The sequence below is a fragment of the Sorangium sp. So ce448 genome, from assembly GCF_051520915.1.
Lineage (GTDB): Bacteria > Myxococcota_A > Polyangia > Polyangiales > Polyangiaceae > Sorangium > Sorangium cellulosum_B.
Genome location: NZ_CP150343.1, coordinates 7,411,754 through 7,435,318, shown reverse-complemented (window position 1 = coordinate 7,435,318; position 23,565 = coordinate 7,411,754). Strand labels below are relative to the sequence as shown.

At 69.9% G+C, this 23,565-nt stretch carries 17 protein-coding genes; 15 read left to right on the top strand and 2 right to left on the bottom strand.

Annotated elements, in window-relative coordinates:
• Positions 1 to 27 precede the first annotated feature (27 nt).
• Positions 28 to 1,320: a type VI secretion system-associated FHA domain protein gene (locus WMF45_RS28070; protein WP_437541428.1), complete on the bottom strand. Its 1,293-nt coding sequence runs from the start codon at positions 1,318 to 1,320 to the stop codon at positions 28 to 30.
• Between the two features lie 240 nt (positions 1,321 to 1,560).
• On the opposite strand from WMF45_RS28070, the gene WMF45_RS28065 reads away from it, so the two are divergent.
• The 11 genes from WMF45_RS28065 to WMF45_RS28015 all read left to right on the top strand — a co-directional run bounded on the left by WMF45_RS28065 (position 1,561) and on the right by WMF45_RS28015 (position 19,150).
• Positions 1,561 to 3,453, top strand: coding sequence for a transglycosylase SLT domain-containing protein (locus tag WMF45_RS28065; RefSeq protein WP_437707637.1), 1,893 nt, complete (start codon positions 1,561 to 1,563; stop codon positions 3,451 to 3,453).
• A gap of 36 nt (positions 3,454 to 3,489) precedes the next feature.
• The gene (gene tssH, locus WMF45_RS28060) at positions 3,490 to 6,195 is read left to right on the top strand and encodes a type VI secretion system ATPase TssH (protein ID WP_437707635.1); all 2,706 of its coding nucleotides are present in this window, start codon (positions 3,490 to 3,492) and stop codon (positions 6,193 to 6,195) included.
• Positions 6,196 to 6,321: 126 nt separating this feature from the next.
• Complete coding sequence (gene tssJ / locus WMF45_RS28055) at positions 6,322 to 7,080, top strand: type VI secretion system lipoprotein TssJ (RefSeq protein WP_437707633.1); 759 nt, start codon at positions 6,322 to 6,324, stop codon at positions 7,078 to 7,080.
• 190 nt (positions 7,081 to 7,270) lie between these two features.
• Positions 7,271 to 8,632 (top strand): type VI secretion system baseplate subunit TssK, encoded by a 1,362-nt coding sequence (tssK, locus tag WMF45_RS28050; protein ID WP_437707631.1) that lies wholly within the window; start codon positions 7,271 to 7,273, stop codon positions 8,630 to 8,632.
• 34 nt (positions 8,633 to 8,666) lie between these two features.
• Positions 8,667 to 9,344, top strand: coding sequence for a DotU family type IV/VI secretion system protein (locus tag WMF45_RS28045; protein ID WP_437274698.1), 678 nt, complete (start codon positions 8,667 to 8,669; stop codon positions 9,342 to 9,344).
• A 41-nt stretch (positions 9,345 to 9,385) separates the two neighbouring features.
• Positions 9,386 to 13,102: a type VI secretion system membrane subunit TssM gene (gene tssM, locus WMF45_RS28040; RefSeq protein ID WP_437707629.1), complete on the top strand. Its 3,717-nt coding sequence runs from the start codon at positions 9,386 to 9,388 to the stop codon at positions 13,100 to 13,102.
• A 337-nt stretch (positions 13,103 to 13,439) separates the two neighbouring features.
• Positions 13,440 to 14,414: a type VI secretion system-associated protein TagF gene (tagF, locus tag WMF45_RS28035; protein WP_012237616.1), complete on the top strand. Its 975-nt coding sequence runs from the start codon at positions 13,440 to 13,442 to the stop codon at positions 14,412 to 14,414.
• A gap of 185 nt (positions 14,415 to 14,599) precedes the next feature.
• Positions 14,600 to 16,279, top strand: a complete 1,680-nt coding sequence (gene tssA / locus WMF45_RS28030) for a type VI secretion system protein TssA (RefSeq protein ID WP_437707626.1) — start codon at positions 14,600 to 14,602, stop codon at positions 16,277 to 16,279.
• 147 nt (positions 16,280 to 16,426) lie between these two features.
• Positions 16,427 to 16,918 carry a type VI secretion system contractile sheath small subunit gene (tssB, locus tag WMF45_RS28025; protein ID WP_012237614.1) on the top strand — a complete coding sequence of 164 codons (492 nt, stop codon included), beginning with the start codon at positions 16,427 to 16,429 and terminating at the stop codon, positions 16,916 to 16,918.
• Positions 16,919 to 16,921: 3 nt separating this feature from the next.
• Positions 16,922 to 18,406, top strand: coding sequence for a type VI secretion system contractile sheath large subunit (gene tssC, locus WMF45_RS28020; RefSeq protein ID WP_437707624.1), 1,485 nt, complete (start codon positions 16,922 to 16,924; stop codon positions 18,404 to 18,406).
• A 153-nt stretch (positions 18,407 to 18,559) separates the two neighbouring features.
• Positions 18,560 to 19,150, top strand: a complete 591-nt coding sequence (locus WMF45_RS28015) for a TIGR00730 family Rossman fold protein (protein ID WP_437707623.1) — start codon at positions 18,560 to 18,562, stop codon at positions 19,148 to 19,150.
• A gap of 36 nt (positions 19,151 to 19,186) precedes the next feature.
• Here WMF45_RS28015 and WMF45_RS28010 read toward each other — a convergent pair whose 3' ends face one another.
• A complete protein-coding gene (locus WMF45_RS28010; protein ID WP_437707621.1) occupies positions 19,187 to 19,747 on the bottom strand; it encodes a helix-turn-helix domain-containing protein in 561 nt (186 codons plus the stop codon).
• 90 nt (positions 19,748 to 19,837) lie between these two features.
• Here WMF45_RS28010 and WMF45_RS28005 point away from each other — a divergent pair, with 90 nt between their 5' ends.
• The 4 genes from WMF45_RS28005 (at position 19,838) to WMF45_RS27990 (ending at position 23,514) form a co-directional block, all read left to right on the top strand.
• A complete protein-coding gene (locus WMF45_RS28005) occupies positions 19,838 to 20,650 on the top strand; it encodes an SDR family NAD(P)-dependent oxidoreductase (protein WP_437707619.1) in 813 nt (270 codons plus the stop codon).
• Complete coding sequence (locus tag WMF45_RS28000; RefSeq protein WP_437707617.1) at positions 20,647 to 21,672, top strand: S-adenosylmethionine:tRNA ribosyltransferase-isomerase; 1,026 nt, start codon at positions 20,647 to 20,649, stop codon at positions 21,670 to 21,672. Before WMF45_RS28005 ends, WMF45_RS28000 begins: the two co-directional genes overlap by 4 nt.
• Before the next feature lie 215 nt (positions 21,673 to 21,887).
• Complete coding sequence (locus WMF45_RS27995; RefSeq protein ID WP_437707615.1) at positions 21,888 to 22,445, top strand: chlorite dismutase family protein; 558 nt, start codon at positions 21,888 to 21,890, stop codon at positions 22,443 to 22,445.
• A gap of 193 nt (positions 22,446 to 22,638) precedes the next feature.
• Positions 22,639 to 23,514 carry a peptidoglycan recognition protein family protein gene (locus tag WMF45_RS27990; RefSeq protein ID WP_437707613.1) on the top strand — a complete coding sequence of 292 codons (876 nt, stop codon included), beginning with the start codon at positions 22,639 to 22,641 and terminating at the stop codon, positions 23,512 to 23,514.
• Positions 23,515 to 23,565: the final 51 nt, after the last annotated feature.

Sequence of the window (23,565 nt, the reverse complement as noted above, 5' to 3'; positions counted from 1 at the left end):
CGCGCGAAACCCCGCCGTGTTGGGGCGCTAGCGTTTGTTCGGATTCCCAGAGCCGGGGAAGCGGACGATGCTCCGGCCTCCCGACTCGCCGGACGACCCATAGTCCTCCGCGGCGGTCGCAGCGTACGCCCGAGAGAACTGCTCGCCAAATATTTCCCGAAAAGTCTCCTTGTCCTCCCCCGAATAGTCGCCGTGGCGGCGCTCGTAGAGCTTCCAGAGCTCCTCGTACTTGTTCGAGAACAGCCCGCCTTTCTTGCCCGCGCGCTCGAGCTTCTCCTCGAGCGTCTTCGGGGAGAGCTTGACGAGCAGCGATCTCACGCCCCCCATCACGCCGTTCAGGAGCGCGATCTGGTGGCTCATGACATCCACGAAGATCTCGTGGAGGTGCCGCGCGGCGTCCGGGCCCCCGACCGGCGTGAGCAGGACCGTGCCGAGCTCCTTCGCGTCCTGCGCGTTCGCGACCTTGTCCGTCTCGGCGGAGCGATCGCGCGCCAGCACCTCGGCCTCGAACTCCTGATAGCCGTCGCGCAAGCTCACGAAGCACTTCAGGAAGACCTCCATCGTGTCGCGGAGCCGCCGCGCGAAGTTGACGATGCCCGCGACGTCGTCCGGGGGCTTCGCGCCGGGCGCGAGGGCGCCCGCCAGCTCGGAGAGCGCCGCGAACGCCGCGTTCGCGGGGGCCAGCTCGCCGAGCGTGCGGTAGTCCACGCCGTAGTACTGAGAGATCTTCTGAAAATCCCGCTCCGCGAGCACGCTCGGGTGCTCCTCGCCAAGCCGGCGCAAGTAGCTCTGGCGCGCGTCGGGCGGGAGGCGCGCGAGGTGATCCCAGATCATCCGGTAGACCGCGGCCCACGCGGTCCGGTACGCCTCCAGGTACGGGACCACCTGACGCAGGTAGGGGTCTTCGCCGCCGGGAGCAGCGCGCTTCTGCGGGCTGATCAGCGCGGAGAGGTTGTCTCCGCCGGTGCCGAGCAGCGTGCCGTCGTTCGGGCTCTCGGACTTCAGCGGCGCCTCGATGATCGCGAGCCGGATCTGGATCGGGCCGATCGTGATCTCCGGCTGGCCGGTCACGTCCACCGAGGTGTCGCGCGCCAGCCGGTGCCCCGCGAACATCGTCCCGTTGGTGGAGCCGAGGTCGCGCACGAAGATCCGGCGATCGCGGACGTCCACCGCCGCATGGAACTGGGAGATGTAGGGCCGGTCGATGTGAAGGTCGTTCAGCTGATTCCTGCCGATCCGGACAGGGAAGCGCTCGAACGAAACGTCGAAGCTTTGGTTGGCCTGGGTGTCGGACACGCGGGCCGAGAGCGCCGCCGGCATGGGTGCAGACTAGCAGACCCGCTTCGCCGGACGGGAGTGCCTGACGTCCATCCGCACCCTGCCGCCCGCCAGTCTGCGTGCAGCCCACCCAGAGGCCACGCCGAGGCCGGCCCGCCCAGAGGCCACGCCGAGGCCGGCCCGCCCAGAGGCCACGCCGAGGCCGGCCCGCCCAGCGGCGCGCCGAGCCCGGCTCGTCCGGGCCGGTCGGTTTGTTGACCTGTTTGCCTACATGGTGCGACGTTGAACCACACATCAATGAGCCTCGTCCACAAGATCCCTCCCCTGGTCTCGGCCCTGGCGTTTGGCTACGGGGTCGGGATGGCGGCGCCCCAGTCGGCGATCACGTCGGTCCAGTCGGCGGTATCGACCTACCAGCTGGGGGCAGCGCGGGCCACGGCGCCGGTCGGGGCGCTCGCCGCGGCGCCGCCGCCGCACGCGGCGCCGGCGCGAGGGGCCGACGGTCCGGCAGCGCCGCCGGGGGGCGAGTCGCGGGAGCTGTGGCGGCTGCGCGAGGCGGCGGGGCGCGACGCGCGGGAGGGCGCCGCGTGCGAGCTCGATCGGCCGAGCTTCTCGCGGCCGCCGCGCGCGTTCTCGGCCGAAGGCAGCTACGCGGACGACGTGGACGACCTCGACTCGGCCGGCGCCGAGGCGCTCTCGAAGCTGCAGCTGCCCGACCTCCGGCTCGCCGTGTCGCGCCGTACCCTGAAGTACGTCCGCTTCTTCACGCGCACCGACCGCGGGCGGCAGATGTTCGAGACGTGGCTGAAGCGGAGCGGGCGCTACCAGGAGATGATCCAGGCCGAGCTCAGGGAGCGACGGCTCCCGGAGGATCTCATCTGGGTGTCCATGATCGAGAGCGGCTTCGATCCGCGGGCGAAATCGCCGATGGGCGCCGTGGGGCTCTGGCAGTTCATGCCCGCCACCGGCGCGGTCTACGGGCTCCAGCAGACGCGGCACCTCGACCAGCGGAAGAACCCGCGCCTCGCCACGCAGGCGGCGGCGCACCACCTGCGCGATCTCTACCTGCGCTTCGGCAGCTGGGATCTCGCGCTCGCGGCCTACAACATGGGCTACGAGCAGCTGCTCGACCGCATCGATCGCTACGGGACGTCCGACTTCAACGAGCTGGCGCGTCAGGAGGCGATCCCCTCGGAGACGGCCGCGTACGTGCCGAAGATCGGGGCGGCGGCGATCGTGGCGAACAACCTGGAGCGGTTTGGGTTCGATGAGGTCGCGGTGAGCCGGCCGATCGACGCCGCCGAGATCGCGGTGTCCCCGGGGACGCCGCTCAAGACGCTGGCGAAGGCCGCCGGCATCGGGACCTCGACGCTGCGGAAGCTGAACCCCGACATCCTGGGGGACCGCGTGCCGCCCGGACGGGGAGACTACCTCGTGATGCTCCCGCCGGACACGCTCGCTCGAGCGCAGGCCGCCCTGCCCGCGATGCTCTCCACGGAGCTGCTCTCCACGGACGACGCGTCGATCCTCGATCCGGTCGATCTGCTCGGCGGACGCGACTTCGCGCCGCGGAGGGGGGGCCGGGACGACGAGAGCCTGCTCTCGCTCCTCCCGAAGCCCGCGCGGAAGCGGGCGGCCGAGACGGCGGACGCGGACGACGACGACCGGCCTGCGCTCGGCAAGCGACGCTCGATGCGCGATCCCGTGGCCGTGTCGTCGCTCGACGACGGCGCGGAGGGCTCGTCCGACGACGACGCTGTCGACGCCTCGCGCGCCCCGCTGCGGACGCGCGCCGCGCGCGGGCAGTCGCGGTCCGCGCGCGAGGTGATGCTCTACCGCGTCGCGCCCGGCGATACGCTGATCGGCGTGGCGCGGCAGTTCGTCATAGACGTCGAGGACGTCGCGCGCGATAACCGTATTGAGCCGGACCAGAAGCTCCGCGTTGGCGCCCTGCTCAAGCTGCGGATTCGGCCCGACATGGTGGACCGCGTCGCGGCCGGCGAGCCGCTCGCCGCGCAGGAAAAGGACGACAGCGCCCACGACGCCGCGCCGGCGCCGCGAGGCGACGCGACCCGCGGGGGGGCCAAGCCGGCCGCGCGGGAGCGCGGAGAGGCGAGCGGGGCCGAGGGCCGCGCCCCGGAGGCCGCGGACAAGAAGCGCAAGGGGCGAGGCTGACGAGGCGCTTTCGGACGAGGGCGCGCCTCGGTTAGCATGCCGCGCATGCAGCTCGTCGACACCAAAGCCATCGTCAAGCGACTCACCAAGAACTGCACCTCTGCCCTCGAGGCGGCGATTGGCCAGTGTGTCAACGCGCGCCACTACGAGGTAACGCTCGAGCACCTGCTCCTCGCGCTGCTCGACGACGCGAACTCCGACATCGCGTTTCTCGTATCCCACTATGATCTCGACCCGTCGCACCTCCGCGCCGCGCTCCAGCGCAGCCTGGAAGAGCTGAGGAAGGGCAACGCCGGGAGGCCCGTGCTCTCGCCGACGATGCTCGAGTGGATGCAGGACGCCTATCTCGTCGGATCCATGGAGTACGGCTACCAGCGGGTCCGGAGCGGCGTGCTCTTCCAGCGCCTCGTCCAGCAGCCGACCCGGTACTCGGTGAGCAGCATCGGCGCGTATCTCGAGGGCATCTCGAAAGACGATCTCAAGAACAACCTCCCCAAGATCGTCTCCGGCTCCAAGGAGGAGGCGGAGGCCGCCGCGGCGGCGGCGGGCGCAGGCGCGCCCGGGGCCGGGAAGCTGCCGGCCGGGATGGCGAGCGCCGGGCCCGACTCGGCGCTGGCGAAGTTCTGCGTGGACTACACGGGGAAGGCGCGCGCGGGGCAGATCGATCCGATCTTCGGCCGCGAGCGGGAGATCCGGCAGGTCATCGATATCCTCGCGCGGCGGCGCAAGAACAACCCGATCATCGTCGGCGACGCGGGCGTCGGGAAGACGGCGCTCGTCGAGGGGCTCGCCCTGCTCATCGTCGAGAGCACGCCGGAGAACCCGAAGGTGCCGCCGCTCCTGCAGGGCGTCGACATCCTCGGGCTCGACATGGGGCTGCTCCAGGCAGGGGCCGGCGTGAAGGGCGAGTTCGAGAACCGGATGAAGCAGGTGATCGCCGAGGTGAAGGGGTCGTCGAAGCCGATCATCCTCTTCATCGACGAGGCGCACACGCTCATCGGCGCGGGCGGCCAGCAAGGCGGCGGCGACGCGGCCAACCTGCTCAAGCCGGCGCTCGCCCGCGGCGAGCTCCGGACGATCGCGGCCACGACGTGGAGCGAGTACAAGAAATACTTCGAGAAGGACGCGGCGCTGGAGCGGCGCTTCCAGCCGGTGAAGGTCGACGAGCCGAGCGAGCCGGCGGCCGTCGTCATGCTCCGGGGGCTCCGGCCGAAGTTCGAGGCGGCCCACAACGTCATCATCCAGGATGAGGCGGTGACCGCAGCCGTGCGGCTGTCGGCGCGCTACCTGACCGGCAGGCAGCTGCCCGACAAGGCGGTCGACCTGCTCGACACCTGCGCGGCCCGCGTGAAGGTCGCGCTGCAGCAGCGCCCCGCCGCGGTCGAGGACGCCGAGATCCTCATCGTGAACACCGAGACCGAGCTCAAGGCGCTCGAGCGGGATCGCGACAAGGGCGTCCACATCGATCAAGAGCGGGTCGCGGAGCTCAAGGACAAGCTCGCCAAGGCGAAGGCCGAGCTCGAGTCGGTGCGCGCCGACTACGCGAAGGAGACGGCGGGCACGCAGCGGGTCATCGACGCCCGCAAGAAGATGGACGAGGCCAAGACGAGCGAGGAGCGGGACGCCGCGCGCCGCGACGTGGTGAAGGCCCTCGACGAGCTCAAGCAGAGCCAGGGCGAGGTTCCGCTGATCCGGCCGGACGTCGACGAGGCCATGGTCGCGAGCGTGGTCGCGGCGTGGACGGGCATCCCCGTCGGCAAGATGGTCCAGGACGACGTGAAGGCGCTCCTCGAGATGGAGGACCGGCTGACCCGGCGGATCAAGGGGCAGACGCACGGCATCGTGAGCATCTCGAAGGAGCTCCGGAGCGCGCGCGCGGGCCTGAAGCCGCTGAGCACGCCGCAGGGCGTGTTCCTGCTCGTGGGGCCCAGCGGCGTCGGCAAGACGGAGACCGCGCTCGGGATCGCCGACCTCATGTTCGGCGGCGAGCGGATGATGACGGTCATCAACATGTCCGAGTTCCAGGAGAAGCACACCGTCTCCCGGCTCATCGGCTCGCCCCCGGGCTACGTCGGCTACGGCGAGGGCGGCATGCTCACCGAGGCCGTGCGCCAGCGGCCCTACACGGTGGTGCTCCTCGACGAGGTCGAGAAGGCCGACCCCGACGTGATGAACCTGTTCTACCAGGTGTTCGACAAGGGCATGCTGAGCGACGGCGAGGGACGGCTCGTCGACTTCAAGAACACGGTCATCATCCTGACGAGCAACCTCGCGACCGACAAGATCACGAACATGACGGTCGCCGCGCGGGAAGAAGACCCGTCGCGCCGCCTCGACGCCGACGGCGAGTTCATCAAGGAGATCGTCGAGTCGATCAAGCCGACGCTCTCCGCGCACTTCAAGCCGGCGCTGCTCGCGCGCATGACGACGGTGCCGTACCTGCCGATCTCGCCCGACGCGCTCGGCGAGATCACGCGGCTCAAGCTCGACGCGCTCGTCGACCGCCTGCGCAAGAGCCAGCGGATCGAGGCGTCGTACTCGGACGCGCTCGTCGAGACGATCGCGGCGCGCTGCACCGAGGTCGACACGGGGGCGCGCAACATCGACCATATCCTCCGGGCGTCGCTCCTGCCGCTGCTCTCGGTCGCCGTCCTCGAGAAGATGGCGGATGGGCCGCTCCCCAAGCGGCTCCAGATCGGGGTCGACGCCGAGAAGAACTTCACGATCGCGTTCTCGGACTGAAACGGACTGAAACGGACTGAATCGGACCGATCGACGCCGCTCGCATACCGAAAGTTGTACTGGCCACGAGACTCCGCATAAATTGGGCGGAGCATGGTCCCGTTCGCCAAGCTCCTACAGCGTTCGATGTGGATCGGGGAGCCCCGTTCGCCCTCCCCCGCAGGGGAGGGCTCGGCGCGCCAGCCGGGGCCTCGACGTCGGCCGGCGTCGCTCCTCCGCGGGGCGGCCCCGGCGAAGGTCGCGGCGGCCATCGCCGCGGCGACCTTCGCCGCCTTCCTCGGCGCTGCGCTGCCCGCCGCGCTCTCGGGCTGCACGTCCGCCGCGCCGCCGCCCGCGGCCCCCGAGCCGTGCGACGTCCAGATCGTGACGCTCTCGATCTACGCGTCCGACAACATCAACCCCAACGAGAACGGGAACCCGCGGCCCGTGGTCGTGCGGCTCTACCAGCTGAAGAGCAGCGCGCGCATGGAGAACGCGACCTACGACCAGATCCTCCTCAAGGACAAGGAGACGCTCGAGGACGACCTCGCCAAGGTCGACGAGGTCGAGGTCTTCCCGAACGACCTCGTCGAGGTGAAGTTCGAGCGCCTGCCCGACGCGAGCCACCTCGTCGGCGCCGCCCTGTTCCACAGCCCGAAGGGCAACAGCTGGAAGACCTTCTACGAGTTCCCGCTCCCGCCCGGAGAGGCGCAGTGCGGCGGCCGCGAGGCCGACGCAGGTCCGCCCGTGGCCGATCCGCGGGTCGCGTTCTTCATCGACTCGACAAAGATCGACAACGGGGTCGAGTTCGACGAGTCGATGTTCCCCAACGCGAGCGCCGTTCGCCGGCTCAGCCTGCCGAAGAAGGTGGCCGCGCCAGAGGCGCCCGCTCGCCCGGGGAAGTGATCGCCGTGGCGCGCGCAGGTCGTCCTCCCAGCGGCAGTCCACGCGGCGCGCGCGACGTGACCGCGCGGCCCTCGGCGACGACGAGCGGCCGCGCGGTCACGTCGCGCGCAGCGCAGCGTCGGCGCGCCCCGCGCCTGACCCGCTTTCGCGACGCCGCGCACGGCACATCTGATAAGACTGGACGGGCGACATGATTCACCCGCGCAAGCCGGTCTGGACCGAGGGGCTCTTCATGACCCCTCAGCACCTGCAGCAAACGGACGCCTACCACGAGACGCTGCTCCATGCGCGCCTCCATGCCGTCGTGGGCTACGACTGGGGCATCACGTCCGCCCAGTTCGATGAGCGCGCGCTCTCCGCCGGGCAGTTCAAGGTCGTCAAATGCCACGGCGTCTTCCCCGATGGCACGCCGTTCTTCATCGGCGATCGCGGCGAAGATCAGGTCGAGGCGCGGCCGCTCGAGGGCGCCTTCCCGGCCGCGTTGAAGACGCTCGACGTCTTCCTCGGCATCCCGAACCTGCGCGAGACCGCGGCGAACATCAGCCTGGACCCGGCGAAGGCGGGCCCCGCCCAGCGGTTCGTGGCCGCCCAGACGACGGTCCCGGACGTGAACTCCGGCCGCAACGAGCAGTCGGTCACCTGGGCCCGCACCAACCTGCGGCTCCTCTTCGGCACCGAGCCGCGCGACGCGTACCAGACCGTGCGCGTCGCGCAGCTCGTCCGCGACAGCTCCGGCGCGATCGCCCTGCGGAAGAGCTTCATCCCGTCGGTCCTTCGCATCAACACGTCGGAGCACATCATGTCGGGCCTCCGCCGCGTGCTCTCGGCGCTCGTCGGCAAGCAGAAGTCGCTCGTCGAGGGGCGGCGCATGCGCAACGCGGCGTCGGTCGACTTCCAGGCCTCCGACCTCACCAAGTTCTGGCTGCTCCACACGCTGAACTCGTACATCCCGATCGTGTCGCACCTCGTCGACCACGGCGGCGCGCACCCGGAGCAGTGTTATGTCGTCCTGGGCTCGCTCATCGGAGAGCTCTGCACGTTTGCGGCCACCGACAGCGATCCGACGACGATCCCCAAGTTCAACTACCTCGAGCTCGATGGCGTCCTCGACCCGATGTTCGACCGGGCCTGGAAGCTCATCAACGAGGTTGTCACCGAGCAGTTCGTCATCGTGCCGCTCGAGAAGCGCGAGGACGGCATGTACCTCGGCAGGTTCGAGGACCCGAAGCTGCCCCGCAGCCACGAGATGTTCCTCGAGGCGAAGGGCACGGACGAGGCCACGCTGCGCGAGCGGCTCCCGCGCTTGCTCAAGATCGGCTCGTGGACGCAGATCGGCCACATCCTGCACTCCGCGACGCCCGGCGTGAACGTCGCCATCGAGTACCGGCCGCCGGGCGCCATCCCGGTCAAGCCGGGGCTCGTCTACCTCCGCGTCAACCAGAACGGCGATTACTGGAACGATATCCTCGGCTCTGGCACGATCGCTATCTACCAGCCGATCGAACCGCAAAAGGTCGATCTCCGGCTGATCGCCGTCCCGGCAGGAAAGTGAACGTGTCAGGCCGCCCCTTCCGGGTGAGGAGCCCATGAGCCTCTCGCAGACGATGTACTTTGTGTGCTCCGACGTGCTCTCGCTGATCCTGCAGCTCAGGAACTCGCGCGACCTTCCGGCGCCCGACATCCTCCAGCGGCGCGTCCTCGGCCTGTTCGACACGATGATGCAGAACGGCCGGGAGGCGCGCATCCCCGAGCAGGACATGATCGACGCGAAGTTCGCGCTCGCGGCCTTCGCCGACGAGGTGATCTTCAACTCGAACTGGCCGGGGAGGACGCAGTGGCTCCAGAACCCGCTGCAGTTCCAGTTCTTCCAGCTGAACACGGCCGGCGACGGGTTCTTCACGAACCTCGACAACCTCTACGGCCAGCGCGGAAGGAACCACGTCGCGCAAATCTACTTCCTCTGCTTGGCCCTCGGCTTCCAGGGGAAATATCGTCTGCGCCAGCAAGAGGGTCTCGGCGCCGTCATCGAGGGCGTGGGCAACCACGTCGCAGTCGCCGAGGGCGGCGGTGAGGCCCTCGCGCCGAACGCGGAGCGCAAGGACGGCGGGGCGAACGCGGTGCGCCGCGAGCTGCCCTACCTGGCCATCGCGCTCGGGCTGCTCGTGCTGGCCGTCCTCGTGGTCATCGTGCTCCGGCTCGTCGTGGCCTCGGACGCGGAGGGCGTGGCCGACCAGATCAAGAAGCTGATCAGCACGGGGACCTAGGCGACTACGCCGTCCTCTGCTGTTCCCGAGGGAGACTTCCGATGTGGCTGTGGATCCTGAGCGCCCTGTTCCTCACCGCCGTGTGGGGAGTGTGGTTCATGCTGCGCCCGGCGGCAGGGGAGGGGGCCGAGGCGTTCCCGATCGAGATCCCGCTCGTGGCGACGGCGGTCGTCCTCGCCGTGCTCGTCGGGCTGGCGGTCTATCGGCGCATCCGCGCGGCGCGCGCCGCGCGGGCGCTCGAGAAGGCGATCGCGCAGCAGGCGCAGGAGCAGGTGATCAACGCGAAGCCGGAGCGGCGCGCGGAGATCCAGGAGCTCAACCGGCAGATGCAGGAGGGCATCGCCGCGCTCAAGGCCTCGAAGCTCGGCGGGGGCAAGCGGGGCGCCGACGCGCTCTACGTCCTCCCCTGGTACGTGATGGTCGGCCCGCCCGGGGCAGGCAAGACCACCGCCCTCCGGCACTCCGGGCTCGTGTTCCCGTACATCGACCCCGAGCGCACCGGCGTGCGCGGCGTCGGCGGCACCAGGAACTGCGAGTGGTGGTTCACGAACGAGGCGATCCTCCTCGACACCGCCGGCCGGTACACGACCGAGAGCGACGACCACGACGAGTGGATGGCGTTCCTCGAGACCCTGCTGCAGCACCGCGAGCAGAAGCCGCTGAACGGCGTCATCGTCGCGGTGAGCCTGAGCGAGCTGCTCGACGCGAGCGACGAGCAGATCGATCAGACCGGCAAGAAGATCCGCGCGCGCATCGACGAGATGCAGCAGACGCTGCACATGGTCCTGCCGGTCTACGTGCTCTTCACGAAGAGCGACCTGGTTGCGGGCTTCACCGAGTACTTCGGCGACCTGAAGAAGAGCGAGCGCGCCCAGGCGTGGGGCGCCACCGTGCGGCTCGACGAGAACAAGGACGAGCCCGGGAAGATCTTCGATCGCGAGTTCGACGTGCTCGTCGAGAAGCTCCACGCGCGCCTCACGAAGCGCCTCATCGGCGAGCGCAACCGCGAGGTGAAGGAGAAGAGCTACCAGTTCCCGCTCGAGTTCGCGGCGGTGAAGCGCAACCTGTCGGACTTCGTCGCGGCGGCGTTCGCGCCCAAGGCGGGCGCGGCGCCCACGCCGATCCTGCGCGGGTTCTACTTCACGAGCGGCGTCCAGGAGGGGCGGCCGCTCGACCGCGTGGTCGGGGCGATGGGGCGCGCGTTCGGGCTCCGCGCCGGGCTCGGCGAGGGCGAGGAGGACGCGGCGGCCCCGAAGGAGTCGAAGAGCTTCTTCCTGCACGACGTCTTCACCAACGTCGTCTTCCCGGATCAGGACCTCGCCGCGCGCTCCGAGGCGGAGCTCCGGCGGCGGCGGATGCAGCGGATCCTAGTGGCCGCGGCCGCGGCGCTCGTGGCGCTCCTGTTCCTCCTGCCGGCGGTGATCTCGTATTTCAACAACAAGGGGCTCGTCGCCGAGACCCGGCGCATCTCGGACGAGATCGCGTTCGTGGACTGGTCGGGGCGGAGCGGCACGCCGCCGAACGTGCGCGCGAACATCGACAAGCTCGATCGGCTGCAGGAGCACGTGGGGCGGCTCGACGGCTATGTCGAGAACACGCCGATCGAGTACGGCTGGTTCATGTTCCAGGGGGACAAGCTGTTCCCGCCGACGATGGGCCAGTACATCACGAGCTTGAAGCAGGGCTTCGTCAGCCCTGCGAAGGCGCAGCTCGAGGCGAAGCTCGAGAGGGTGCGCGACGGGGAGTTCCTGGACGGCTACAACGCCCTGCGGAGCTACCTCCTGCTCGGCAAGGAGTACCAGGGCCACATGGATGAGCAGGCGGCGCGGTGGCAGACCGGGCGGCTCGTCCAGGTCTGGGCCGACACCCTGAAGCCGTTCACCGATCTGCCCGAGAGCGAGCTCAAGGAGCGGCTCACGCCGCACGTCGCGTACTACATCGACCTCGTGCGGCGGAAGAAGCTCGAGGCCGAGGAGCTGAACGAGCCGCTCATCGCCCGGGCGCGCGCCGACCTGCTGCGGGTCGACCCGACGAAGCGCTACTACGATCAGTTTGTAACGAGCCTGATCGATCAGAAGTACGACGAGTCGGGGCCGAACACGCCGGAGAACCTGAAGTACCCGCCGGTGTCGCTCAACGAGATGTTCGCGGATCGGCCCGAGGTGCTGACCGTCGTCCACAGCGCGCAGAAGAACCGGGGCGGGACGTGGTTCGAGGTGCAGGGGCCCTACACGGCCAAGGGGCACGCGCAGGTGCTCGAGTCGCTGAAGGAGGGGAGGAAGAAGCTCGAGCGCGAGCTCTGGGTGCTCCCCCTGTCGAGCGACGAGAAGCGGCAGGGCGACCAGATCCAGAAGGAGCTCGACCGCGTCCGGCAGGACTACGACAACGCGTACATCGCGCAGTGGGAGGCGTTCTTCCGCGACATCCAGGTCGACGTCCCCAGGACGAACCGGGACGCGATCCACGAGTTCAGGGTGCTCTCCACGCCCGACTGGCCCTACCGGCGGCTGCTCCAGCGGCTCTCGGACGAGACGCAGTTCGGGAAGGACGAGAAGCCGAGCCTGCTGACGGCGGACGGCGGCCTGCTCGACAGGGCCAAGGACATGATCGCGCAGAAGGTCGACCAGCGGACGGGCGTGCGGATCGACTCGATGCTCACGGGGAACCAGCGCCAGCACTACGATCCGGTGCCTGACAAGTTCGAGTCGATGGCCAGCTTCGGGGTGCCCCAGCCGCCGGCGGGCGAAGGGCAGCCCCCGCCGCCCCCGCCCAAGCTCGGCCAGTACGTGGGCCACCTCGAGCGGCTGGCAGGGGAGATGAGCGTCGTCGAGGACGGGCCGCCGGACGCGGACACCTCGAAGGCCACGGAGGCGTTCCAGGACGCGGTGAAAGAGACCCAGGGGCTGCTGCTCTCGATGGACCAGAACGGGCAGCGGCTGATGGAGCCGCTCCTCATGAACCCCCTCCGGCAGGCGTACAAGGCCGTCGTGCGGCGCGCAGGCGGCGCGGCGAGCGGGATCTGGGAGGTCGAGGTCTGGCCGCACTACCGCGACAAGATCAAGGACCGCTACCCGTTCAACCTCGCGTCGTCACGCGACGCCTCGCTCGAGGACGCGATGGCCTTCTTCAAGCCGAAGGACGGGGTGCTCTGGGGCTTCTACGAGACGTACCTCAAGGGCTTCCACTACCAGGTCGGGCACGAGTTCTTCCCGAAGGCGCACCTGTCGGGGCAGCCGCAGGCGGCGAAGCCGTTCACGCCGTTCAGCGCGAACCTGTACAACTGCCTGAGGCGCTCGAACGAGATCTCCGACGCGCTCTTCGGGAGCAGCGGGGGGGCGGATCCGAAGGTCGTCTTCCACATCAACATGAAGACGGTCAGCCCGATCGTGAGCGAGGTGGTCTTCGAGGTCGACGGTCAGAAGAGGCTCTATCGCAACGAGAAAGAGTTCTGGCACACCTTCAACTGGCCGGGCGAAGGCGCGAAGGGCGCGAGGATCCAGGTGCGCGGCGCGGGAGGGCTCGACGAGGAGCTCGTGCGCGAAGGGCCGTGGGGGATCTTCCGGCTCTTCGAGGCCGGGACGACCACCGCCCAGAAGGACAACGACGAGCTGTTCACGGTGACCTGGCAGATGACGGCGCCGCCGGTGACCGTGACCATGGAGATCAGGCCGACCCGAGGGAACCACCCGTTCCCGACGAGCTTCTTCCGGGCGACCAACTGCCCTGCCAGCATCGGGGATCGCTTCGGCAAAGGGTGATCTAGGCAGCAACGGAGCCAGCGGGGGAGGGGGCGTCGTGCGGGGGGCCGGCGGGGACCCCCTCCCGCGAACTCGCGCCTTTTGGGGGGCTGGTGCCGTGTGAACGGGGGGGCCGAGACCGTGCGCGACCGGCTCCGATGCGGGCCGGCGCTCGGGTTCGCGGGGCCCTACCCCGCCGGCCCCCCGCACGACACCCCCTCCCCCGCTGGCTCTTTGTGAAAAGAGGGGAGAGAGGGGGGGCGTTGAGGGCGTCGTTCAGGGGGCGCTCGCACGTTCTTGGCGCAACCGGGAAGGTGGTAGCGCTCGGTGAGCAGTTCGTGGTTCACTCCCAGCAGTCATGTTCTGGCGCCGCAAGAAGGGCCCTGCCGCTCCGCCGCAGATCGGCTGCTTCGGCAAGCTGCCCGCCACGGGCGATTTCATCCGGCTGAACGCAGGTGGAGAAGAGCTCGCGGCCTTCGACCGCTGGCTGGGCGCGTCCATCGATTTCGCCCGGCGCGCCATGGGCGCCCATTTCGATGCGCACTACCAGACAGCCCTGGGCCTCTTCGTCTTCCACGGCGAACCGAAAGGCGACGAGCCGCCCACCCGCGGGCTCGTGGGCGCCTGGGCCGCCAGCGGCGATAACGCCGGGCGGCTCTACCCGATGGTGGTGTTCGGGTCCTACGATTACGATCAACTCGTCTCCGCCGGGCCGTCGCTCCCCATCACCCTGTTCCCCCTCCTCGCCGCCGCCCACGACGCCGCGACGAACGGCAGGACCCTGCCCGTCGACGCCTTCCTCCACCGCGTCTCCCAGATCGCGCCGCCGTCACTCGACGACCCCGAATCGGCGCAGGCCGCCTACCGCGCATGGCTGAAGACCCAGCCGATGAAGGCGCTCTGGGACGCCGGCTTCGGCACCGACGCGAGCCGCTTCTGGGTGCTGCAGAACATCCTCGACTCGGTGATCCCATTCCGCGGTCAGGAGCTCCCGAGGACAGGGCTCGCCCTCAGGCTGCCGCTCGGCGCAGGAGACGCCTACGCCGCCGCCGTGTGGATGGACATGACCCGCCGCCTGTCGAAATGGGGACGCACGCTGATGAACGCGTTCTGGACACCCCAGCGCACCCTGCTCCTCCACCTCGGTACCCCCCACGTGGGCTCGTTCCGCGAGATGATCGCGCCCACCACCCAGGCCGAACACATCGCCGACCTCTGCGGACCACCACGCGTCGAGGAGCACGTTTCCCGACATGCGCTCGGACCAGAGCTCGACGCGCTCGTCGCCCGGACCGACCTGTCGCTCGACAGCTTCCTGGAAGCCCTCGGCTGAGCCGACGCCCGAGCCGAAGGGACCCGCTCCACGCCGCGCGCGCCGCTCCGGCGCGGCGTCCGGCTCACCGCCGGAGTCGGCGTGCAGCCGTCGCGCGGTCGCCGTGCCGTCGTCGTGCAGTCGTCGTGCAGTCGGCGTCTGATTCGCCGTCCACAGCCAGGACGCCTTGATATCCTGCGCGCCCCATGGCCGCTGAAGACGCCATCCAACAATCCAAAGAGCGGATCGAGGCGCTGTACGCGCCCATCAACGGTGGCGTCGGCGCCGACGTCACCTACGACGAGGCGTTCGAGGGCCTCAAGAACGAGGTCGACAAGCTGCAGTCGCTCGCGGGCGGCAAGGTCGACTGGGGGCGCATCGCGAGCGTCGCCGATGAGCTCCTGAGCGAGAAGTCCAAGGACTTCCGCGTCGCGCTCTACTACGCGGCGGCGAAGTCGCAGATCGACAAGCTGCCCGGCCTGCTCGACGGGCTCGTGCTCGTGCAAGAGCTGAACAACGCGTTCTGGGACACCATGTATCCCGCGATCAAGCGGCCCAAGGCGCGCGGCAACCTGTGCTCCTGGTTCGGAGACATCGCGGCAGGGACGCTCACGGGCATCACCGTCTCCGCCGCGGACCGCGACGTGGTGAACGCCATCGACCAGGTGAGCCGCGCCCTGGACGTCGACCTCGCCGACAAGCTCGGCGACGCGTACGGAGGGCTCGGCCCGCTCCGGAACGCGATGCGCAGCCTCGTCGCGAGCCTGCCCGCGGAGGCGCCGCCGCCGCCTCCTCCGCCGCCTCCCCCGCCGCCTCCTCCTCCGCGGGTCGAGCCGCCGAAGGTCGAGGCGCCGCCGGTGGCCACGGTTGCGGCCGCCGCACCGCCGCCCGCGCCCGCGCCCGTGGCTGCCGCGGGTGATCCGGCGCTCAGCCTCGAGGCGATCGTCGACGAAGACTCCGCGCTCGCCGCCCTCGGCAAGTGCTCGCCCCTGATGGCGCGCGCGGGCGACGCGCTGCGGGCGGCGGATCCGAAGCGGGCGTCCGCGTACCGCATCCTCCGGGTGGGGCTCTGGGTCGACCTCCTCGACGATCCGGGCGCGTCGTCTCCGACGGGCAGCACGGCGATCCCGGCGCCGCCCGAGCACGTGCTGCAGACGCTCCCGGCGCTCACGACCCAGGGGGCGTTCGCCGATCTGCTGCAGGTCGCCGACGAGTACGCGCAGAGCTACCCCCTCTGGCTCGATCCGCACAGGTACGTCGCGAACGCGCTCGAGCAGCTCGGCGACGACTACGCCGACGCCAAGCGGGCGGTGCTCGTCGAGGTGGGCGCGCTGCTGCTCCGCGCGCCGCTCCTGCCGACCCTCAAGTTCAGCGACGGCACGCCGTTCGCCGACGGCGAGACGCAGGCGTGGCTCTCGTCCGAGGTCGCGGCCGCGCTCGGCGGCTCGGGCGCGAGCGGCGCCGCAGCCCCGGCGAGGCCGCGGAGCTACCTCGACAAGCCGCTGTCCGACGCCAGAGGGCTCGTCGCGAACCAGCAGCCCATCGACGCGATGGCGCTCCTCGAGAAGGCCGCCGCCGCGGCTCCGACGGCGCTGGACCGCTTCCGCGTGAGGCTCGCGATGGCCCAGATCAACATCGAGCTGTCCCAGTTCCTCGTGGCGCGGGCGCAGCTCGAGGCGCTGGAGCACCTCGTCGACCACCACCGACTCACCACCTGGCAGCCGGATCTCTGCGCGGAGCTCTACGCCGCGCTCCACACGTGCTACCGGGTCCTGAACCAGGGCTACGAGGCCACCCCCGAGGCCAAGGCGAAGGAGACGCTCTGCTTCGAGCGCGTCTGCCAGCTCGACGCGGCGCTCGCCTTGAAGATGTCGCTGGGGGAGTGAGCCGGGGGGCAGGGGGCAGCGTGGGCGAGTGGCAAAGACGGGGATGCGCGTCGCGCCGAGAAGCTTGCCCGAGGGGCGGGGGTTTTGTTCTATGCTCGTTCGGCCTGCGGGCGCTCCGCCCGCTGCTGACGGGGAAAGGAGCCTGCGATGAAAGAGGGATCGGTCGCGCCGAAAGAGCGCGTGAACATCACGTACAAGCCGGCCACCGGGAACGCGAAGGAGGACGTCGAGCTGCCGCTGAAGCTCCTGATGCTCGGCGACTACACGCAGCGGCCGGATCCGCGGCCCCTCGAGGACCGCAAGCCCATCAACGTGGACAAGGACAACTTCCAGAAGGTCATGAGCGAGCAGAAGCTCGCGCTCACCTTCAACGTGAAGGACGTCCTGTCCGAGCAGGAGAACAGCGAGCTCACGGTCAACCTCAAGTTCCGCCGCCTGAGCGACATGGAGCCCGAGGCGATCGCGAACCAGGTGCCGGAGCTCAAGAAGCTGCTCGACCTGCGCGCCGCGCTGACGGCCCTCAAGGGCCCGCTCGGAAACGAGAAGGCGTTCCGCAACAAGATTCAGCAGATCCTGAGCGACCCGGCTCAGCGCAACAAGATCGTGAGCGAGCTCGGGCTCGACAAGGAAGGGGAGTAAGCGATGGCGACGGAGACACAGGCCGCGGGGAGCGCGGGCGTCCAGACCCTCGAGGGGGGGTCGCTGCTCGACGAGATCCTCGCCGAGACGAAGATGACGCCCGGCGACGAGGGGTACGAGATCGCCAAGCGCGGCGTGCAGGCCTTCATCTCGGAGCTCGTCGCCCCGCGGCGCGAGGGGGAGAAGGTCGACAAGGCCTTCGTCGACGCGCTGATCGCGGAGATCGACGTCAAGCTGTCGCGGCAGATCGACGAGATCCTCCACAACCCGAGCTTCCAGAAGCTCGAGTCCGCGTGGCGCGGCCTCAAGTTCGTCATCGACCGGTGTGACTTCCGCGAGAACGTCAAGGTCGAGATGCTCAACTGCTCCAAGGAGGACCTCCTCGCCGATTTCGAGGACGCCCCCGAGGTGCCGAAGAGCGGGCTCTACAAGATCGTCTACTCGGCCGAGTTCGGGCAGTTCGGCGGCAAGCCGGTCGGCGCGATCATCGCGAACTACGAGTTCGGCCCGGGCCCCCAGGACATCGCGCTCCTCCAGAAGTGCGCCGCGGTCGCGACGATGTCGCACGCGCCCTTCATCGCGGCGGCAGGGCCGCAGTTCTTCGGCCTGAAGGACTTCCAGGGGCTGCCCAACCTGAAGGACCTCAAGGCGCTCTTCGAGGGGCCGCAGTACACGAAGTGGAACGCGTTCCGCGAGACCGAGGACGCGCGCTACGTCGGGCTCGTCATGCCGCGCTTCCTGCTCCGCCTGCCCTTCGGCGCCAACACCGTCCCGGTGAAGGCGTTCAACTACGAGGAGGACGTGGTCGGCCAGCACGACGCGTACTGCTGGGGCAACGCGACGTACGCCTTCGCCACCCGGCTCGCCGACAGCTTCGCCAAGTACCGCTGGTGTCCGAACATCATCGGCCCCCAGGCGGGCGGCTCCGTGGAGAACCTGCCGCTCCACCAGTACGAGGCGATGGGCGAGATCCAGACGAAGGTGCCGACCGAGATCATGCTCACCGAGCGGCGCGAGTTCGAGCTCTCCGAGGAGGGCTTCATCGGGCTCACGTTCCGCAAGGACTCGGACAACGCCTGCTTCTTCTCGGCCAACTCCGCCCAGAAGGCGAAGTTCTTCGGGCAGAGCGACGAGGGCAGGGCGGCCGAGATGAACTACCGGCTCGGCACGCAGCTGCCGTACATGTTCATCATGTGCCGCATCGCGCACTACCTGAAGGTGCTGCAGCGCGAGCAGATCGGTACGTGGAAGGAGCGCGGCGATCTCGAGAAGGAGCTCAACGACTGGATCGGCCAGTACGTCGCCGATCAGGACGTGGTCTCCGCGGCGACCCGCGGGCGCAGGCCGCTCCGCAAGGCGCGCATCATCGTGACCGAGGTGCCGGGGAACGCCGGCTGGTACAAGGTCGACATGCAGGTGCGCCCGCACTTCAAGTACATGGGCGCCTTCTTCACGCTGAGCCTCGTCGGCAAGCTCGACAAGGAGTGATCCGCCGGCCACGGCACCGCCGCCGCGCGGGGGTGCCGGGCCGCGAAGCGGGGGCGCCAGGGCGCGCCGCCGGGGAGAAGGCTACCCTCCACGGCGCGCCGGCCCACCGCTCCCCGCTTGGACGAGCTCGCCTGCCGGCGTAGGCTCCGGCCCATGAGAACGCTCTCCAGGATCTGCGTTTACTGCGGGTCGAACCCCGGCGCGTCGCCGGCCTACCGCGAGGCGGCCGTGCGGCTCGGCGAGCTCCTCGCGGCGAGAGGGATCGGGCTCGTGTACGGCGGGGGCCGCGTCGGGCTCATGGGCGTGATCGCCGACGCGGTGCTCGCGCGCGGCGGTGAGGTGATCGGCGTCATCCCGGGGTTCCTCAACCAGCGGGAGATCGAGCACCGCGGGCTGACCGATCTCCGCGTGGTCGAGACGATGCACCAGCGCAAGGCGGAGATGGCCGCCCTCGCGGACGCGTTCATCGCCCTGCCGGGGGGCGTCGGGACGCTGGAAGAGCTGTTCGAGGTGTGGACATGGACGCAGCTCGGCTCGCAGGACAAGCCGGTCGGGCTGCTCAATGTGGCGGGGTATTACCGCCCGCTGATCGCCTTTCTGGATCACGTCGTGGCCGAGCAGTTCATGAAGCCGGCCCACCGCGCCGTGCTGCAGGTCGCCGAGGAGGCGCCGGTTCTCCTGGATCTGCTCGCCGCGTGGCGCCCGGGCGCCGAGCCCAAGTGGATGGCGCCCGGCGAGCGGTAGGCGCCGCGGCGCCGTGTGATGCGCGCCGCCGCCCCTTCAGAGCACGCGCGCGAGGACCACGACCGAGTAGCCGACCGCCGGCTGCTTGCCGGGGTTGTGGTACGAGTGGCGCTGATCGCCGCGGAACACGGCGACGTCGCCGGAGCCGAGCGTGAACCGCTCTCCGCTGACCACGAGCTGGAGCTCCCCCGACTCGCACGTCAGGTACTCGCGGGTGCCCGGGGTGTGCGGGACGCCCGTCATCCGCCCGCCCGGGGGGATCGCGATGCGATCCATCTCCATGCCCGGGATCGGGTCCGGCAGGAGCTTGCGGACGAACGCCTGCCCGGGAGAGCGCGTGGGGAGCGCGTCGCGCGCGTAGAGCTGGCACGTGGCGCGGGGCGCGGAGAGCATCTCCTCGATGGAGACCTGGAGCGCGGCGGCGGCCCGGTGCAGCACGCCGAGCGTCGGGTTCGCCGCGCCGGACTCGAGGTGCGCCCAGGTCGCCCGCGGCACGCCGGCGAGCTTGGCCAGCTGCTGCTGCGTCAGCCCGCGCGCCTCGCGCAGCTGCTTGATGTTCTTCGCCAGCCGCCCCGCGAGCTCCGCGTCCTGGTCCATGCCCGGAGATTAGCACTCTTCCAGGATATTGGCGCCCGCTCCAACCGGAGAACCCGCGCGGATTAGGCTGGTGTCCAGGAGGAAGGCACCATGAACGACGAATCGACCGGAAGCGAGGCGCTGATCCAGGCCGAAACGAGCTCCCACCCGTCGCTCCCCCGCGCCGCGCGGGGCGAGCGGTTCGCGCCGCGGGCGGCGCTGGTCACGGGGGCGAGCCGCGGGCTCGGCGCCGCGCTCGCCAGGGAGCTCGCCCGGCAAGGGGCGAAGGTGGTCCTCGTGGCGCGCGAGCGCGCGCCGCTCGAGGCCGTCGCGGCCGAGATCGCCGCGCAGGGCGGGGAGGCGCACGCGCTCGCGGCGGACATCGGGGACAAGGGCCAGACGCACGCGATCGCAGGCGCGGCGGCGGCGCTGGTCGGGCCGATCGACCTGCTCATCCACAACGCGAGCACGCTCGGCAAGACGCCGCTGCCGATCCTGCTCGACACGGAGTGCGAGGATCTCGCGCGCGTGCTCGAGGTCAACGTGGTCGGCCCGTTCCGCCTGACGAAGGTGGTCGCCGGCGCGATGGCGCTGCGGCGGCGCGGGGTCGTCGTCCACATCAGCTCGGACGCGGCGGTGAACGCCTATCCGCGGTGGGGCGCTTACGGCGCCTCGAAGGCGGCGCTCGATCACCTGAGCCGCACCTGGGCCGCCGAGCTCGAGGGGACGGGCGTCGCGTTCTACGCGGTGGATCCGGGCGAGATGAACACGCGGATGCACGCGGAGGCCATCCCCGACGCCGACCCGAGCACGCTGGCCGATCCTGCGGACGTGGCGAGGCGCATCGTCGCGCTCGTCGGCCGCGCCGGCGAGGTCCCGAGCGGCGCGCGCGTAGAGGCCGCGCGGCTCCCGGAGGCGCCATGAGCCCCGCGACGTGGCCCCGCGAGAGCCCGCTCGAGGAGCGGCTCCTCCACGTGGACCCGCGAGAGGGGCGCCTGCGGGACGCGCGCATCGCAGATCTGCCCGCGCTCCTCGAGCCGGGCGATCTCCTGGTCGTCAACGACGGCGCCACGCTGCCGGCCTCGCTCCACGGCGCGACCGAGCGCGGTGAGGAGGTGGAAGTCCGTCTCATCGGCGAGCTGTTCGAGGGGCGCTATTCGGCCCTGCTGTTCGGCGCCGGCGACTGGCACACGCGCACCGAGGATCGCCCGGCGCCGCCCGCCCTCGGCCCGGGGGACGCGGTGACGTTCGGAGAGGACCTGTCGGTTACGGTCGAGCGCGTGTCACCGGCCTCGCCGCGCCTCGTCGAGATCGCCTTTCGCGAGCGGGGCGCCGCGCTGTGGTCGGCCCTCTACCGGAGGGGGCGCCCGATCCAGTATGCGTACGTCGCGGCCCCGCTCGCGATCTGGCACACGCAGACGCGCTACGCGAGCCGGCCTCTCTGCGCCGAGCTCCCGTCGGCCGGGCGGCCGCTCGTCTGGGGGCTCTTGCTCGAGCTGATCCGCCGCGGCGTCCGGATCGCCTCGCTCACCCACGCCGCAGGGATCTCGTCGACCGGCGATCCGGCGCTCGACGCCTTGCTCCCGCTGCCGGAGCGCTTCGACATCCCGGAAGAGATGGTGGCTGCGGTGCGCGAGGCCAAGGCGAGCGGGCGCCGCGTCATCGCGGTCGGCACGACGGTGACGCGCGCCCTCGAGGGCTGCGCCGCCCAGCACGGGGGTGAGCTGCGGGCCGGGCCGGGGGTCACCGATCTGATCCTTCACCACGGCTTCCGGCCGAGGGTGGTCGACGGGCTCCTGACCGGCGTGCACGATCCGACAGAGAGCCACTTCCGGCTCCTCGAGGCGTTCGCGCCTGCCTCGCTGCTCCACCGCGCGAACTCCTATGCGGAGGAGGCAGGGTATCTCTGTCACGAGTTCGGCGACTCCTATCTTGTTCTGAGCTGACCCGGGCGACGGAAAATCATCGCGCGGAAACGACGGCGAAACCCCTGTCCGCACATCATCGACCGCGTTGCGTGTCGGGCTCGGCCGGCGCGGCGAGCCCGAGCGCAGCGGCCTTCCCGGCGCGCTCTCGCGCCGAGAGGGCGTGTGATCGGGCCGCCCTTGCCGTCGGGCGGAGACGGCGTTGGTCCGGCATTGCCGTCGTCTCGGAGCGAGCCATGGAAGGAAATCCTGTTCGGGTGAGTTTCGTCGCGGGTCCCGCCGGGGAGTGGCGGGTCGAGCGGATGATCACGGTGCGAGGCGAGGGGTTGCCGGCGGCGCCGCGGCTGCAGCGCATCGAGGGGGGCAGCTTCGTCGCGCCGCCGGAGGCGACCTGGGTGCTGGGCGGCGTGAGGAGCAACGAGCGCTATGTCGAGCTCGAGGAGAGGAGGCGCCTCGTCGCGGTCCAGGAAGACCTGGGCCGGGCGTCGAGCGCGCAGGCGGCGCTGATCCCGCTCAGAAAATCGAAGGCGTGGTGGGCGCTCGCGCAGGACGAGCGGCGGGCCATCTTCGAGGCGCGGTCGCGCCATATCGAGATCGGCCTCGACTACCTGCCGGCCGTGGCGAGGCGGCTCTACCACAGCCGGGATCTCGGCGGCCCGTTCGACTTCCTGACCTGGTTCGAGTTCGCCGTGGGCGACGCCGGCGCCTTCGACGATCTCGTGGGCAGGCTGCGCGAGACGGAGGAGTGGGCCTACGTGGAGCGGGAGGTCGAGGTGCGCCTGTCGCGCGCATAGTACGGAGTTGCCGAAGGATGATTTGATGGGGGGGTGAACCGTCGCGATCGGGTGCTTCCCTGGGGCTGCGACCCGAACCCCGCGTCTGCCTTATTGCCGTGCCAACGGAACGGGCGGGGCAGCCCTGCGACATCCGTGATGACTGTTGAGCTCGCCAGCCCCCTTTGGTACCCTCCGGCGGGAGGCGCTTGCCATGGGAAACGTCGATTTTGTCTGGGATGGTAGGCAACTCCGCGATATGGCGGCGTTCGATAGCTACTTGTCGACGCTCGGCAAGCGGGGCCCCGCGTGGGTGAAGGGCATCGTCATTCACCATACGGAGGGATTCCGCGCATCGTGGAATGGGAAGGTCGACATGCCCAGTCTCATGGCGACGTACAAGGCCAAGCCCAACTGGACCGCCGGCCCCCACCTCTTCAATGCGCCGGATGGCATCTGGGTCGGCACGCCTCCGAATCAGGTGGGCATCCACGCCGGGGACTGGAACGCCCGGACGCTCGGCATCGAGATCGTAGGAAACTACGACAGAGAGACGATGTTGCCGGATCTCCGTAACAGAGCATTTTGCATGATCCGCTCTCTTATGCGGTGGTGCGAATTGCCCTTGAGCGACATCACTGCGAACACGGTGCCTGGGCATCGCGAGTGCTCGTGGAAGGACAAGGCGACCGGTACGATCATGTATCCGCCTACGTGGGACGGCAAAGGGATCAAGACGTGCCCGGGCCGGAACACCGATATGAACGTCTTTCGAACCGACTTGACCCGCTTTCTGAGGACCTACCGAGCGTCGTCGACCGGAGCCAACGTCTACAACGTGGATGCTCCGTCGCGCCCTCGGAAGATCGTCGGCAAGCTGAACCGCGCAGCGCTGGTCGAGGTCACGAACTTCACCTACGGTGGTAGCTGGGCGCTGCTCGACCCCAAGATCCCGCGCATGGCGGGCGTGCCCAGCGGCCCCATGTACGTGGCGAAGAGCGACCTTACGGACATCACCGAGTCCCCTGGCGCTTCGAACGCCGTAATCCTCCAGGCCGACGCCTGGTCCACCTCCCTCTGTGGCCGGTGACACCGCCGGAGGGCGCGGATCGCCGCGTGGCGCGATCCGGGGCTCGACGAT

What these genes read in the sequence shown, in the direction of transcription:
- WMF45_RS28070 (WP_437541428.1), bottom strand. Translation starts at nt 1,320, where the DNA reads ATGCCGGCGGCGCTCTCGGCCCGCGTGTCCGACACCCAGGCCAACCAA.
- tssH (WP_437707635.1), top strand. Translation starts at nt 3,490, where the DNA reads ATGCCGCGCATGCAGCTCGTCGACACCAAAGCCATCGTCAAGCGACTC.
- tssJ (WP_437707633.1), top strand. Translation starts at nt 6,322, where the DNA reads ATGTGGATCGGGGAGCCCCGTTCGCCCTCCCCCGCAGGGGAGGGCTCG.
- tssK (WP_437707631.1), top strand. Translation starts at nt 7,271, where the DNA reads ATGATTCACCCGCGCAAGCCGGTCTGGACCGAGGGGCTCTTCATGACC.
- WMF45_RS28045 (WP_437274698.1), top strand. Translation starts at nt 8,667, where the DNA reads ATGAGCCTCTCGCAGACGATGTACTTTGTGTGCTCCGACGTGCTCTCG.
- tssM (WP_437707629.1), top strand. Translation starts at nt 9,386, where the DNA reads ATGTGGCTGTGGATCCTGAGCGCCCTGTTCCTCACCGCCGTGTGGGGA.
- tagF (WP_012237616.1), top strand. Translation starts at nt 13,440, where the DNA reads ATGTTCTGGCGCCGCAAGAAGGGCCCTGCCGCTCCGCCGCAGATCGGC.
- tssA (WP_437707626.1), top strand. Translation starts at nt 14,600, where the DNA reads ATGGCCGCTGAAGACGCCATCCAACAATCCAAAGAGCGGATCGAGGCG.
- tssB (WP_012237614.1), top strand. Translation starts at nt 16,427, where the DNA reads ATGAAAGAGGGATCGGTCGCGCCGAAAGAGCGCGTGAACATCACGTAC.
- tssC (WP_437707624.1), top strand. Translation starts at nt 16,922, where the DNA reads ATGGCGACGGAGACACAGGCCGCGGGGAGCGCGGGCGTCCAGACCCTC.
- WMF45_RS28015 (WP_437707623.1), top strand. Translation starts at nt 18,560, where the DNA reads ATGAGAACGCTCTCCAGGATCTGCGTTTACTGCGGGTCGAACCCCGGC.
- WMF45_RS28010 (WP_437707621.1), bottom strand. Translation starts at nt 19,747, where the DNA reads ATGGACCAGGACGCGGAGCTCGCGGGGCGGCTGGCGAAGAACATCAAG.
- WMF45_RS28005 (WP_437707619.1), top strand. Translation starts at nt 19,838, where the DNA reads ATGAACGACGAATCGACCGGAAGCGAGGCGCTGATCCAGGCCGAAACG.
- WMF45_RS28000 (WP_437707617.1), top strand. Translation starts at nt 20,647, where the DNA reads ATGAGCCCCGCGACGTGGCCCCGCGAGAGCCCGCTCGAGGAGCGGCTC.
- WMF45_RS27995 (WP_437707615.1), top strand. Translation starts at nt 21,888, where the DNA reads ATGGAAGGAAATCCTGTTCGGGTGAGTTTCGTCGCGGGTCCCGCCGGG.
- WMF45_RS27990 (WP_437707613.1), top strand. Translation starts at nt 22,639, where the DNA reads ATGGGAAACGTCGATTTTGTCTGGGATGGTAGGCAACTCCGCGATATG.